The organism is Bacillus sp. PK3-067 (assembly GCF_056738645.1).
In genome coordinates this window covers 2,392,502-2,407,891 of sequence record NZ_CP096490.1, presented here as the reverse complement: position 1 = coordinate 2,407,891, position 15,390 = coordinate 2,392,502, and the positions used below count along the sequence as shown (strand labels likewise).

Sequence of the window (15,390 nt, the reverse complement as noted above, 5' to 3'; positions counted from 1 at the left end):
ACACTCCACTTGTCCATTTCAACTTGCTATACTCTTCTATTTACCATTAGCAATGCCAACTTTTCAGAAATGAAAATTAAGATAAGGTATTAACTTTCTAGAGTCGCAGCAAAAAAGCATTCTCGATTAGAAAGAATGCTTTTTTGAAATTTAATTGCTCTATATTCCCCCCAATTTATACCTTTGAGTTAAGTAAACATATAATAAATGTAGTGAAAAAATTCACCTTATAATTAAGTGTTATTTCTGAAATACATGTTTTACTTTTTCACCTGGAACATTACTTCCTCCTCTTCCTTTTACATCTTCAATCATCATGGTAACAATCATGTCTGGCGCATTTGCATCGAAAGCTGCGAACCATCCCAGTTCTTTTCCTTCTGCTTCTTTCGACTCTTTCAGTTCTGCTGTACCAGTTTTACCAGCAAGCGTTACACCATCAACCTTTGCAATTCTCCCTGCACCATCAGGGTCATTAATGACTTTGATTAATGCACTCTTTAATATTTCTTGATTCTTTTTAGAAACCACATTTTCTTTCCAATTCCCCGCTACTTTTGCTTCTTTTAAAAGATGTGGCGGCGGAATATTCCCTTCATTCACAATCGGTGCATATGTTAATGCTAAATGAAGTGGTGTCATTAATACTTGTCCTTGTCCATAGCCTGTGTCTGCTAGTTGGATATCGTTTCTTATCCCATCTCTTGCAATGATTGAAATAGGAAATTCGTATTCGATTGGTAATTTTTCATGAAAACCGTATTTCTTCAGTTCATTTACATACTGATCTTTTCCTATTTTCAAAGCTTGTTGAGCAAAATAAATATTATCAGAGTACTTCATTGCCTTATCAAAATCAATTGGACTTGCATCCTTTACACGCGTTACATAGTAATTTCCCCAAGATGAATCTTTTGTCCACTTCAATCCTTGAATTTTAAATTCTTCCTTCGGATTTATTGTGTTTGTTTCCAAACCAATTGCACCTGTGATCGTTTTAAATACGGAACCTGGTACAAATGCTTGTGTAAAGCGATTCGTCATTGGTAGTTTCGAGTCGTTACTCCATGCTTCTCGTTGGGCTTTCGATGCTCCTCTAACTATTATATTTGGATTATAAGCAGGGCTACTTACAAGTGCGATTGTTTCACCTGTTTTAGGATTGACCGCTGCACTAGACCCTGCTTCAGTTTTCATCTCATTAAAGATTTTTTCTTGAATTGCAGCATCAATTGTTAACGTAACATTTTCTCCTTCTTTTGCTTCTTTTTTTGCTACGTTTTTAATCTCTTTCCCCTTCTCATCTTCTATAAATACGCGTCCACCCTTTTCACCACGCAATTTATTTTCTAACACTTTCTCTAAACCAGTCTTACCTACTAAATCATCTGCTTGATAACCTTGTTTTTGAAGTGATTTTAACTCCTCCGCATTCACCTTTCCTATATATCCAGTTAAGTGTGCCGCTGCTTCACCTAATGGATACGTACGAATATTTACTGGGTGAGATGAAACTCCTTCTAATTCAATATAATCATTCTGTCTGGTTCCCTCTTTTAAAATGCCAATTGGTACAAAGGAGTCTGGTTTTATCCATTTCGCTGTGAGCTTTTGTTCGACCTCTTCTATAGACATATCAAGTAATTGTGCTACTATTTCTTTCGTTTGCGCTGCTGTTTCGCCTAGTTTCTCTGGAATAATTCCAACCTCAGTCGCTTTACCATTCGTTGCAAGCCCTTTTCCATTTCGATCATATATTTCTCCGCGTTTTCCTTGCTCTATTTGCATACGTACTTTGTAATCTTTTTTCATACCTGGGAAGATGAAGTCTGGTGTCCAATCTATTTCCCAAGACTCTTTATCTTTCACAAGTTTTGCTTCATGGATGAATGAAACTGGTCCTACATCCGTATCCATCTTAACTTCAAAAAGAAAAAGCTCTTTATCTTTCGTATTCTCTCCTTTCATTTTAACTTTTAAATTATTAGCTCCAATCCCCTCATAGATTTTTTGATATTTTTCTGTGAATTCTTTTTTAGAAATCGATTTTTTGGCATGGTCTGATAAATGATCATACATATTTGCAAATTTTCTATCATTCCATAAATTGATATATTCTTCAAATGCTTGTTTTGGTGGTTCGTTTTTATTACATCCTACCAACAAAACTGCGAAACAAACGAAAAGCAGCATCCATAATTTTTTCAATTCAATCTTCTCCCTTAGTTAAAAATGATGATTCCTTTCGTAATTTATTTAATAAAAAATGTTTTAACGCTTAATAGACAGTGTAAGTAATGACATTGTTCCATATTTACAAAAAAATTAATATCTATGTTCATTTTAATACAAAAAAGGCAGGCATAAATATATGCCTGCCTTCCGTTCCCAAAATCAATTACACCCTAAAACAACGTGTGGTTAACCAAATCCAGATACTCTTCTACACCCTATTTTTTACTTTTCTAAAATAATTCCTGCTATTTCATTAGCATATTTTTTAGAGTCAAATCCATCATAGTTACTTAGTACTACAACAGTCAAATATTCTTTTGGAAACCGCATGAAGTATGAACGATAACCTGCCCAGCTACCTGAATGTTCCAAGTATCGACAGTTAAAACCTTCTGCAAGCCTTAGCCCAAAAGCATAATCTTCATTGTCAATAATCGTTTCCCCAGTTGGAGAAATTTCCGGACCTATTTCGCTCATTCTTTTAACAAGTTCTTTTCCGCCAACGGTACCTGTAGTTAAATTTTCTCCCCACTTTACCAGGTCTTCGACTGTTGCATGAACTGCCCCATCACCTGTATGTTCCCAAGGGCTTTCATAGACCATATATGCTCCTTGTTCATTCTTTGAATACCCCCTAGCAATTGATATAGTAGTTGGGTAGCAATCTACAATTGTTGTGTCTTTCATATTTAAAGAATCAAAAATACGTTCTTTTGCAAACTGACGTAAAGACTTCCCGCTTACCTTCTCTACCACCAATGACAATAAAAAATATCCTGTATTGCTATACTCAAATTTTGTGCCAACAGGGAACCTTGCAATTTGATGACCATTAAGGTGTTTTAGCGATTGTTCCACAGTTAATATATCAGTAAATTTAATATTTTCTGCTTGAGCCAATTCCATATAATCAACTAGTCCGCCAGTATGATGAATTAGATGCCTCAATGTTACTGGTTCAGCATATGTTCCTATAGAAGGGACAAACTTTACAATTGAATCATCTAAACTCAATCTTCCCTCTTGTTCTAAGAGTAATATAGAAAACGCTGTAAATTGTTTAGAAACTGAGGCGATATTAAAAACGCTCTTTGTGGTTATCGGTAGATTTTCCTCTATAGAAGCTAAGCCAACTGCACCTTTATACGTTACTCCGCTATCAAAACTGGCCATATATACAAAGCCAGGAACTTTTGGTGAAAACTTTTTTAATAATTGTTTAATCAATGTATGCGTCTTTTCATTATATGTATTATTCACCTCAATCACATCCCTTTCCCTTTAAATAATTAGAAATATATTATCCTGTTATCTTTTTCAATTACACATCTTACTTCAACTCAAAACAACATATTTTATATTTGACTACAATCAAGCACCTTCACACTGATTTCTTTAGTTTCTAAATTCTTCTCTTTATAGAGAGCTTTAATTTAGTGAGTACTATTATCCCCGAATTTACGAAATTCCCTCTTTCAATTCTAAAATTACTCATGGCAACTTAATAGATATTTTCTAAATTGGGTCAATAACATTTAAATCAAAGATGTTATTGACCCAAATACCTATTTTATTTTTAGATTTAGAACCGATGTACTAACAAATATGAAAACTATTTACCAGTCCTTTGTAAAGATAGGTTTCAATAAGACATTCATCTACCTTAAACCTTGTTTCAAATTTAGTTATAGTCTACAAATTTTATAGTCTTCGTCTATAGTGTTTTACTTTTTCGATATGAGAATTCAAATAACCTTTTTAAACAACTTTTTTCACAAAAAAGCAGAGGCGTTCCAAATCTTTATTTTTCATTGTAGTTTCAAATGTGGGATTGGGTAGTGATGTCCTGCATCATCTGTAAGTTCCCCATTAACTTCAGCTAACTAGTTCAAGTGGGAGAGTCATGAAAGTAATCCTATATCTTTTGCCTTTTGTACTGCTTCTTCTCGATTTTTAACTCCTAGCTTCTCATAGAGATTGGAGGCGTAATTTCTTACTGTTCCGTTTGACAAGTAAAGTGTCGAAGCTATTGTTTTATAACGGCTTCCTTGTGATAATAGTTTCAAAATCTCTAATTCTCGTTTCGTCAATCCATACTCTATTCCAGCTGATCGTGATTCAAATAATCCTGTTTCTTCATTTTCTTCCCACATCCTATGGAACAAGTCATGAGTAATCATCGTGCCTCCTCGATAGACTAGACGAATTGATTCAGCTAGTTCACGCGAATCTATGGATTTCAGTACATATCCATCCGCACCATTTCGTATGATTTCTTTGGCCCTTTCTGTATTCTGGAAGGTTGACAGAATGAGTACACGAATGTCCGGCCATTTTTTCTTAATCATTTTAGTTGCATGAATCCCATCCAGATTTGGCATCTCTAAATCCATTAATACTACATCTGGTTTTAATCTCTCGCACAATTCCAAAGCCCGTTCTCCATCTTCAGCCATTCCCACTACTTGTAAATCCTCCAGTCCACCCAAAATTGTATGAAGACTTTCTCGAATAAAAGAATGATCATCGACAATACACAGACGAATTTGTTCGTTAGCCAATTGTACTTGTTTCGGTAAAACACATGAAATTAATGTCCCTTCCCCTTTTTTGGAATAAACAATGACTCTTCCTTGTGACTGACTTACACGCTCTTTCATTGCAGTTAATCCAAAGCCATCCTTCCACTCTTCTACCCCACAGCCATTATCCTGTACATCCAATCTTATCTGTTGTGGTTCAAAATGAAGTGACACAATGATTTCTGTGGAATGCCCATGTCGAACAGCATTTGTTAGTGATTCCTGCAAGCTCCGATATAGTGTCATTTTTGATTGTTTGGAGACTATATACTCTTCCCCTATTATTCGAGTACGTACATTTACTTTTGCATGTTTCTTAAATTCCTCTGTCAATTGTTGTAGTGTGGTAGCTAAGGGAAGCGACTCTTGTGATAAATCTAATTGGTGTAAATACAGTCTTACTTCTTCCATACTGTTACGGGCCAATTGTAATAATGAATCTAGCTGCTGCTCTCCTTCTTTAGACTTTAATTCCATACGCAATGTTTCCATCCCCATAATAATTGAAGTATAGGAATGTCCCATCGTATCGTGTAAGTCTTTTGAGAGCCTATCACGTTCCTCCAGTAATGTAATCCGCTCAACTTGGGATACGTACTGTTCCAATACATGTTTCTGGTTCCGAATAATTTCACTTTGACGGTAATTAATAGCCAGTAAACGAAAGAAAGAGCCCATAGCAAAAGCTAAACTGAGTTGTAGGATGATTACCCATAAATCTGTTACTTTGGAAAATATCGCAATGAGCAACGGGAACAAAATAATTGTAATAGGACCCGACCAGCGGTAAGATTTATGAACGCTATTTGCCGCAATCATAAAAGTTGGCATTAAAAAAGCAAGATACGCTAACGGAAATAATAAAGTTAAATAGAAACAAACTCCGCCAAATAATATTATTTCAGTAAATAAATAATAGCGATAGCTGAACATTAAACAAATCCAAGGTACTGAAAATGAAACGACTTCCCAAAGGATTATGATCCAAAGTGGTACTGTCAAATGATCTTGTTGTTGGATAGTCGTTGATATCAATGATAGCCAAACAATAAAGCGCATACAAAGTAAGGCCCAATCATACCAAAACCATAGTTTTAAAGTCTTAAACAAATTATCACTCCTTTATAGCTTTAAACATGAAACGCGTGTACATTCCAATAGTTCGAACTAAGCTGTTTCCAATAAGATTATGTATCCAGATGAGAATGAAACCAGCAATCATGACAAAAATTGCTGTCTCCCATGAATTCACTGCAATGCCCAATAAGTATATATTAAAATATTGAAAAAGTAAGGGGGTAACGATACATCCTAGTGGTATTACATACAGTAAAACAGCACATATAAGACTCATTATTCCAACAAAAATTTTCTGCATGAGCCAAAAAATAGCCCTCCAGTTGCTATTATTGAGGATTGTATCTATCGCTTTAATCCATTTATCTCCTTCCTCTTTTTTTCTTGGTTCGAATAAATCTATCGATATATCTGTATAAACCTTCGTTTGAATGCGTTCATACTGAACAAACGTGTGAGTTGTTTGTAGTACCCACGCTAATAAGGGAATACCCCAAAAAATAATCGTCATTACTAATGCAAATGTAATGCTGACCAGATAGAAACAAAAGTAAAAAAAACCGGATACAAAGGTAAATAACAAGAAATAAAAATCTTGCAAAGTTTTTTGAGCTGATGCTTTTATCATTAAAATCTCTCCTCCTCATTCATTGCTAATGTGTTAAAAACTACTTTTTTAATCCTAAGTATTTTTCTGTCACATACGTTAGTGTCAAAATGTCACGGTTTGTATGACATAACCATCAATACAGCCTTATTTACTCAATTTTTGTTGTTCTTTATAAACATGACAGAAGTTTACTATCGACTATGACTCGCCGCTTGTTATACTCTGTTCATACGCTAATTCTTTATGTTAAAGATAAGATTGTGTTCCCAATCTTATCTTTTTTCTTTGCAAATTTTTTGGTACAAAAAAGGAATCCTTATAATAAGGATTCCTAAAAGAAACGACGTACCCTAATCAATTTCTTAATTTAGTTCATCACACGTATAAAGTAAACTTTAATCAGCCCTCACCAATCAGTTTTTTACGGGCAACCCACCTAGCCTAACTTCTTTGTTTTCGCTGCATTTTGAGGTTGAGCTCTTATTGTCCGTTAATGTGGGATAAATTCCTTAGTTCCTCATTTTATCTAATTAGGGAGAATTTTATTTTGTTAACTTAATGTTAATGTGCTTCTATCCCACATCGTCTCTAATTTGAAAACATTTATTTCATCTAATAATCCTTTAATAAAATAACCTAACTGACATTTCTAAACTACACTATTGACACTTAACACTATCATCAATACTACACTTCGTTGAGCCACATTATTACAAATTTATTGATGTAGTTGAGATGGACTCACTTTTTGAATTTGAACAAGTATATCAAACGCTTTACCTAATGATATATCAACAGTTTTTGGTATATCAGGCCCTTCGGTAGTTATTCCAGCGAAAATTGGATGTTGTTCGTTTAACCAAGTTTTTGTCACGCCGTTTGCCTTACGTAAATCAATAAAAAATTGATCTTTTTTAACTTGTCCAAAGATGTAGTTATAACTGCTTGAATCATCCGATTTTAATGTTCCATAGGGGCCAAATTCACCATCGCTATTCTTGACATTATATTGCCCTTCATAAACTGACGTTCCAATAGATACGTACCGTTTTCCATAATATTCTGCTAAATGCTGCCCAGCTACTTTAGGATATATAAAAGGCAGCATATTTGTTTTCGAAACGTGTCCATTATGTCCCCATACAATCGTTTTTCCTAAATGTTCTTCAGTCCACTTCGCATTTTCATACATTGCAATATCATGTTTCAAATAAAAATCCGATGGTTTATCAGGAGGTGTCGCTAACATTGTAGTAAACTGTTCAATAATACGAGCATTTTGCTTTATCCATGCAAACTCTTTAGATTTTCCATTTAAATAGCTTTTATTTTCCTCTAATAAAGCACTAATTTGTTTAGCATCTAAAACATACTTTTCTTTTTCTTCTTTCGTAAGGCTTTCAAAAGTATTCATATCCTTTGTTACAGGAATAAGACCTTTTATCTTCTCTTCTACTCTAGGCAACAGTTTTGAATTGTTCGCTTTAATATATTCTATTATATTATTATAAACATTCTCGTTTACTGATTGAATGTCCATCCCGATGATACGTACTTTCGATTTATGTTTTGGATTAGCATTATATTGCCGAATCCAATCAAGTAAAGCTAGCATTTCTTTCGTCTTAAATGTAGGTGATAGATGTTGGCTTGGGTTTCCCTTACCAGTAAGAACATATCGATCAAGTTCCAAGGCCCTATCCCATCCCTCTTCTAAAACTAGATTGGTAAAGCCCTTTTCAGATACTAAATAATTAACAATACGGTGTTTCATCGTAAAAACTTCATGAGCCCCATGCGTAGCTTCACCTAAACCTACAATTGAAGCTGAACCTACCATATCCTTGAGTGGTTTCAAATCATTAAGAGATGCAGTTGGATTAGTTGTTTTTAAAGGCTTTGCATGTGCTTCTAACCATTTCGCTATTTGATTTGTATTGTAGGGAGCTGTAACAGAAACCTCTGTTTTCGAATCTGCATAAGTATTTCCTACAAAATGAGTCATTGTTATAGCAGAAACAACAATTGCAATAATCATTTTCTTTTTCATAAAACCCTCCTGAAATACTTACTTATTAGTTTTTTGACATGCTCTAAGGATCCCAGTTTAAACTATTAACCCCCCTATTACTGTTAAGATACATTTATTCTAATTCCTAAAACTCACTTTTTATCTGGTTTTCCTTTTTACCTACTTGCTAAATTCAGCAAGTAAAATACTTTTAAATGGATCAGGACTATCAGCTTTAAAACTGTTCAAATTGACGGCCAATGTATGCTTACCTCCAAGTGTGCCACCAGCAAAAGTGGTAAACCCTGGAACGCCCCCCCTGTGTCCCCATACCGAGTCACCGTTCGGAAGCTTAGTTTCATAGATTCCAAGACCATATCCGGTTCCCTCTCTATTTGTAGGAACTGAAGTAAGCATTTGTTTTAATTGCTGTTCCTTCAGTAATTTGCCACCTAGTAAGTAAGAGAAGAATTTGTTTAAGTCATCAGCAGTAGAAATGATATCTCCATCCGAGCTACCTGGGTTAATATAAGTAACGTCTTTTAGCTCACTTGCTCCGTCTAGTTGGAAATAGCCACGGGCATGCTTGGTGCCTGGAATCACGCTTGAATTGCCAGGTAGGAATGTATTTGACAAATCAAGCGGTTCAATAATCCGATTTTCAACCTCTTCGGCATAACTGTTGCCAGTTACTTTTTCAATAAGAATCCCCAGTAATACGTATCCTGTATTTGAATAAGACCAACCCTTTCCTGGGGCAAAGTCTGGGGGAAGTGAAATCCCCATTTTGACGAATTCTTCAGCCGTATACGATTTTTTTGTATCCGTAATATCAAAGTCTTTTGAATTTGTATAGTCAGCAATACCACTTGTATGATTCAATATTTGCCGGATCGTAATCTGGTTACCATCATATCCGTTTCCTTGAATAACACCAGGCAACCATTTTTCAATGGAGTCGTCTAGATTCAAACGGTTCTCTCCAGATAATTGAAGTAGAACTGTTGCAATGAACGTCTTCGTTACACTACCAATGCGAAAGCGAAAATCTGTTTTCATTGGTTTCTTGGTGCTCAGGTCCGCTAACCCAGCGGCATAACTCCATGTTTTTCCACCCTCAGAAGTTTTAGCAAGTATTCCAGGATATCCAAGTTGCAATGTATCCCGCATTGCCTCTTTGACGGAATTACGTTCTCTTTGAGTGCTTGTTTGTAGCGAACTAGATACACTTTGCGTAGGTTCTGCTTTTACAATTGATGTTGGTGTTATGTATAACAGGGAACTTCCAGCTATTAAAAGTGCTAGACTTGCACATGTAATTTTACTGCTTGTTTTCATAAAGCATTCCTCTCCTCTATTTAAATTGTATTGATGGTTGATAGCTATGTCATATGCTAACCACACAGCTATCAACTCTCCCAATGATAAAAGTCAACACTGAATTTGCAATCATCTATGCACCAATTATTTCTACAAACAACTTTCTGACCTAATAAATGATTAATCCCTCTTTTTCAGATGTATGTTAACCTCTGTAATTTCTTCTTTTCTTCCATAGAGTTTTGTTAATGAATTTGTTTTTATATAAATATATAGTATCTATTTCCCCTCTCGTTCTTCTCTACATTTTGATCATACACAATGAAAATCTCTTTTTTCTTACTCCTTTCTTACAAATTCCTTACGCTCAAAACCACTTCTATAATTCGGTGGTTTTTATTTTAAGAAAACTCAGTTCTATTAACTTGATAGGCATAGGGTACTGCCATATGTCCATCAAATTAGGAACCTGCTTTACCCCAAATGTAAAAAAACGTTATCCTTTCCTATGATTCTAGAGAAAGAATAACGTTTTTCATGTTACAGAGGATTTTGTTTTATTAGCTTAACAGCATTTACTGCCTTAATTTTAAAAAACTTTAAAATTAAGGTGTTTTTTGAACCAGAAAAGGATATTTTCAACTATAAAAACTATGACAAAATTTATCTATTTTTCCTTTTTGTCTACTTGCTAAATTCAGCAAGTAAAATATTTTTAAAAGGATCAGGACTATTAACTTTAATGCTGTTCAAATTGACGGCTAATGTATGCTTGCCTCCAATTGTGCCTCCAGCAAGGGTAGAAAAACCTGGAGATCCACCTGTGTGTCCCCAAATCGAGACACCGTTTGGAAGTTTATTTTCATAGATTCCAAGACCATAACCATCCATTCCTACTATTCCTGTAGGAACTGTAGTAAGCATTTGTTTTAGTTGCTGTTTCTTCAGTAATTTGCCACTAAGTAAGTAAGAGAAAAATTTGTTCAAGTCGTCAGCAGTAGAAATCATATCTCCATCCGAGTTACCTGGGTAAGAATATGTAACGTCTTTTGGCTCACTTGCTTCGTCTAGTTGGAAATATCCACGGGCATGATTGGTACCTGGAATAACAGTTGAATTACCAGGTAGGAATGTATTCGACAATTCGAGCGGTTCAACAATCCGATTTTCAACCTCTTCCGCATAGCTGTTTCCAGTTACTTTTTCAATAAGCATACCTAGTATTACGTATCCTGTGTTTGAATAAGACCAGCCCTTACCTGGAGCAAAGTCTGGTGGAAGAGAAATTCCCATCTTTACTAATTCTTCAGCCGTATACAATTTTTTTGTATCCATAATATCATAGTCTTTTGACTTTAAGTATTCAGCAATCCCACTTATATGATTCAATAACTGCCGAATCGTAATCTGGTTACCATCATATCCGTTTCCTTGAATGACGCCAGGCAACCATTTTTCGATGGAGTCATCTAAATTCAAGCGGTTCTCTCCAGCCAATTGAAGTAGCACTGTTGCAATGAATGTCTTCGTAACACTGCCAATACGAAAGCGATAATCTGCTTTCATTGTTTTTTTGGTTCTCAGATCCGCTACCCCAGCAGCATAACTCCACGTTTTTCTATCCTTTGAAATTTTGGCGAGTATCCCTGGGTATCCAAGTTGTAGTGTATCCCGCATTGCTTTCTTGACGGAAGTACGATCTCTTTGAGTATTTGTTTGTAACGAATTAGATACATTTTGATTGGGCTCTGCTTTTACAATTGAGCTTGGTGTTGTATATAACAAAGAACTTCCAGCCATTAAAAGGGTCAGACTTGCACTCGTAATTTGCCTACTTGTTTTCATAAGATTCTCCCTCTCCTCTATTCATATTGTGTAGATGGTTATTAGTTGTTTCATACTAAGCACACAGCTATCACCTCTATTAAAAGTTCAATATTACATTTGTAATTATCTTGCTAATTATTTTTTCATAAATGCAATTGTATTCTAACAAACGATAAATCCCTCTTTTTCCGCATGTATGTTAACCCTAGAAGAACCACTCTTATTACTGGTTTGTTTTTCATAAATAAATCATGCCTATTTCCCCTTTCACGCCTCATTATATTTTTTAACATACACAATGTAGATCTCCCCTCCCCATTTATTGTTAATGCGTTAAAAACTGCTCCTTGATTCTAAATGTTTTTCTGTCACACACGGTAGTGTCAAAATGTCATGACTTTTATGACATAACTATTAATACAGCCTTATCCACTCAATTTTGTTCTCCTTTATAAATATGACAAAAACTCACTACCTACTATGACTGGCCTCTTGCTACACTCTGTTCATACGCTAACGGGTGCTAACTCGTTTCGCTAACAAAAAAATCAATTAAAGGAGCTTACAAAAATGAAACAAGCAATTAACAAACTGGGGATCGTTGCAGTTCTTCTTTCTTCTTCAACAATGATTTCTGCGTGTTCCCAACAATTATTAGAAGCTGAAAAATCAAAACCATTAGCATCCTCAACTAATATTCAAATGATGGAAGGACCTAATAATAAAAAAGAAATAGAATCTTTTGCAGACCCGTTATTTGAAGAAAAAATGAAGAAGTATAATGTGAACGGTTCTAGTTTTGTCGTCGTTCATGATGGAAAGGTCGTTGTCAATAAAGGATATGGATATGCCAATAAAGAAAAGAAAATCCCTGTCACTAAGGACACGGTCTTTCAAATCGCTTCAGTCTCAAAAACCTTTACTGCTTTGGCTGTGATGCAGCAAGTCGATAAAGGAAAGCTTAAACTAGATCAAGATGTACAAAAATACCTTGGTGGATTACAAATTCCTAATCAAACAGGGAAACCTCTCACCCTGTTTGATATGCTTACTTATACTAGCGGGGTAGATTTTCCGGATCTCACAAATATAACTGGACCCGAATACATTCATAATAGTATACCCATGAAAGAATTTTTCTCTAAGCATATGCCAACGGTGATACGGCCACCAGGGGAAGCTTATACGTATGACAACGTCTCATTTGCGCTCGCAGGGTTTGCAGTAGAAAATGCTACTAACACCCCTTTCTCGAAATATATGGAAAAAAATATTTTCAAACCATTAGATATGGAATCTACGAGTATGAGTTTTACGCCTGACCTTCTCAAAAGAATGGCTACACATTATGGTCCCACAGGTGATCCGATTCCAACAAGTGGGAGCGGTTTAAGGGATACACCACAAGGAGGCATTTTATCTACTGCGGAAGACATGTCAAAATACATGATTATGCAACTACAGAAAGGAACGTTTAAAGACAAAGAAATTGTAAGTAAAAAAGGCATAGATATGATGCATGCCTATCAAGTTTTTGATGATAAGACAGTCCCTGTTGCGACAATTGGATTTGAAACGCCTTTTAATAAATTTGCTAACGGTCAACATGTTGTAATGAAAGGTGGAAGTATGCCTGGGCATCAATCACTGCTGATTTTAGTGCCTGAACAAAAAACAGCATTCTTCATGTCTTACAATAATGATTCAATGATGAGTATAGACATATATGAAGCTCTCATGGATCACTATTTCCCCGCTAAGAAGAATGAAGTAAAAACAAGTTATCTCCCGTTAGAGGAAAAAGAGGCTCATAAATACTTGGGTTTATTCCAGAATACGCGTTTCGCTGCCATTCGCACTCATTTTACTTATGAAAATGGGAATTTGATCATGGAGGGTGGAACAACGGGAAAACAAGTTCTCAAAATGATTCATCCATTGTTATTTGAGGATTCAGAAGGCAATAAAGTCGCTTTCAAAAAGAATTCAGCAGGAGAAATCACATATTTTCACTACACCTCTCCTAAAAGCCTTGATTTTGTAGCAGATGCTCAGAAAATTAACAACAAATCACCGTTTGATGACGTGCCAGCAAAGAGTAAATATAGAAGTCACATTGATAACCTTCATGCTCTAAACATTATGGGTGCTAAAACAGATAATCTATTTAATCCGATGGACACCATGACACAAGGAGAATTTGCGGATACGCTGTTACTTGCTCACGGATGGAATGGTTTTCCAGACGAATCCAAGGAGGCAAGGGAAAAAATGATGAATGGAATTCCAGAGTATATTCGTGCTACTCCGATTACCCGACAGGTCGCAGCAACCATGATTCAAAACGTTAAGCAAATTCAAGACTTGAAACCGATTCAACCTGATAAAGCTATTAAAGTTAAATTACTTGATGCCGCAGACGACTGGGCAGTCCAATCGATTCAGGCACTTGCCTCCCAAGGAATTCTAGACCCTGATACTTCCATCAATGCTGATGGGTCCTTTATGTTCCGTCCGAAAGATCTGTTACTGCGTCAAGAATCAAGTGCCTTGCTGGATTTATCTTTTGGTCATTATGCACTGCCTATCAAACGGTAGTAGATATTTTATCCTGGATTGAATCATAAAAAAATTGGATGCTAGTATCTTATCAATATAAAGCTAAAATAAAACAAGAAATTTTTAACTTTATAAAATTTGTATGAAAACGCAAACGATTTGAAGTATAACTCTATATTTGAAATTTTCGCCTTAAAAAAAGGAGCCTATTAGGAAATTTAATAGGTTCCTTCCTTTAATTTAATAGGCGTTATACACTGTAAATATGTTGAGTTAAATCTTTAACCTCCTCTAAAATAATTTTCTTAAAAGATAGAATTCTTACATGCTTGTAAGGTAAATGTAAGACAATTCAATATGAGGACTATAATGCTTTAGATTAAATTATATATAGCCAATAAAAGAATAGGAGATAACAACTATGAGTATATTAACAGTCCGTAACTTAAGTAAAATTTATAATACAGGAAAAGTATCTTATAAAGCTCTTTCCAATATTGATTTGACAATACAAAAAGGAGAATTTGTAGGAATTATGGGAGCATCAGGCAGTGGCAAATCAACTTTACTGAATATGATTTCTACTATTGATGCACCAACATCAGGAGAAGTATTTATTAACGAAAAAAATCCCCATTGTTTATCTTCTAATGATTTAGCATTATTTAGACGCCGTGAACTAGGCTTTGTCTTTCAATCCTTTAACCTTATGAATACTCTAACTGTAAAAGAGAATATTGTTTTACCACTTACATTAGATAATGTAAGTTTGAATGAAATGAACAACAAAGTAGAAGTCATTTCCAAAAAACTAGGGATTGAACAGATTTTAAATAAAAGAACCTATGAAATTTCAGGAGGACAAGCTCAACGAACCGCCATTGCTCGTGCCCTTATTCATTCTCCTCAATTAATATTAGCAGATGAACCAACAGGAAATTTAGATTCAAAAGCGGCAAATGATGTGATGGAACTCCTAAAGAAATTAAATCAAGATCAACAAGTAACTATGATGCTAGTGACACATGATCCCGTAGCTGCGAGTTACTGTGATCGAGTAATCTTCATTACAGATGGATCTTTTTATAATGAAATTTATTGCGATGACAATCGTTCAAAATTTCACAAAGATATTACAGATGTACTATCTTTACTAGGAGGTAAGTAAC

At 35.2% G+C, this 15,390-nt stretch carries 9 protein-coding genes; 2 read left to right on the top strand and 7 right to left on the bottom strand.

Features of this window, described 5'->3' with window-relative positions:
- Positions 1 to 240: 240 nt before the first annotated feature.
- From M1D73_RS12375 to M1D73_RS12345, 7 genes are all read right to left on the bottom strand, one after another.
- Positions 241 to 2,208, bottom strand: a complete 1,968-nt coding sequence (locus tag M1D73_RS12375) for a penicillin-binding transpeptidase domain-containing protein (RefSeq protein WP_121868527.1) — start codon at positions 2,206 to 2,208, stop codon at positions 241 to 243.
- Between the two features lie 249 nt (positions 2,209 to 2,457).
- A complete protein-coding gene (locus M1D73_RS12370; RefSeq protein WP_059303783.1) occupies positions 2,458 to 3,495 on the bottom strand; it encodes a serine hydrolase domain-containing protein in 1,038 nt (345 codons plus the stop codon).
- Positions 3,496 to 4,136: 641 nt separating this feature from the next.
- The gene (locus tag M1D73_RS12365) at positions 4,137 to 5,927 is read right to left on the bottom strand and encodes a helix-turn-helix transcriptional regulator (protein WP_088363247.1); all 1,791 of its coding nucleotides are present in this window, start codon (positions 5,925 to 5,927) and stop codon (positions 4,137 to 4,139) included.
- 4 nt (positions 5,928 to 5,931) lie between these two features.
- Positions 5,932 to 6,522 (bottom strand): sensor domain-containing protein, encoded by a 591-nt coding sequence (locus M1D73_RS12360; protein ID WP_086389143.1) that lies wholly within the window; start codon positions 6,520 to 6,522, stop codon positions 5,932 to 5,934.
- A 700-nt stretch (positions 6,523 to 7,222) separates the two neighbouring features.
- Positions 7,223 to 8,554, bottom strand: coding sequence for an erythromycin esterase family protein (locus tag M1D73_RS12355; protein WP_242260049.1), 1,332 nt, complete (start codon positions 8,552 to 8,554; stop codon positions 7,223 to 7,225).
- Between the two features lie 141 nt (positions 8,555 to 8,695).
- The gene (locus M1D73_RS12350; RefSeq protein ID WP_121868766.1) at positions 8,696 to 9,853 is read right to left on the bottom strand and encodes a serine hydrolase domain-containing protein; all 1,158 of its coding nucleotides are present in this window, start codon (positions 9,851 to 9,853) and stop codon (positions 8,696 to 8,698) included.
- Between the two features lie 666 nt (positions 9,854 to 10,519).
- Positions 10,520 to 11,680, bottom strand: coding sequence for a serine hydrolase domain-containing protein (locus tag M1D73_RS12345; protein ID WP_481158025.1), 1,161 nt, complete (start codon positions 11,678 to 11,680; stop codon positions 10,520 to 10,522).
- A gap of 552 nt (positions 11,681 to 12,232) precedes the next feature.
- On the opposite strand from M1D73_RS12345, the gene M1D73_RS12340 reads away from it, so the two are divergent.
- Complete coding sequence (locus M1D73_RS12340) at positions 12,233 to 14,260, top strand: serine hydrolase domain-containing protein (protein WP_121868767.1); 2,028 nt, start codon at positions 12,233 to 12,235, stop codon at positions 14,258 to 14,260.
- A gap of 382 nt (positions 14,261 to 14,642) precedes the next feature.
- A complete protein-coding gene (locus tag M1D73_RS12335; RefSeq protein WP_100655372.1) occupies positions 14,643 to 15,389 on the top strand; it encodes an ABC transporter ATP-binding protein in 747 nt (248 codons plus the stop codon).
- The last annotated feature ends 1 nt before the right edge of the window (position 15,390 follow it).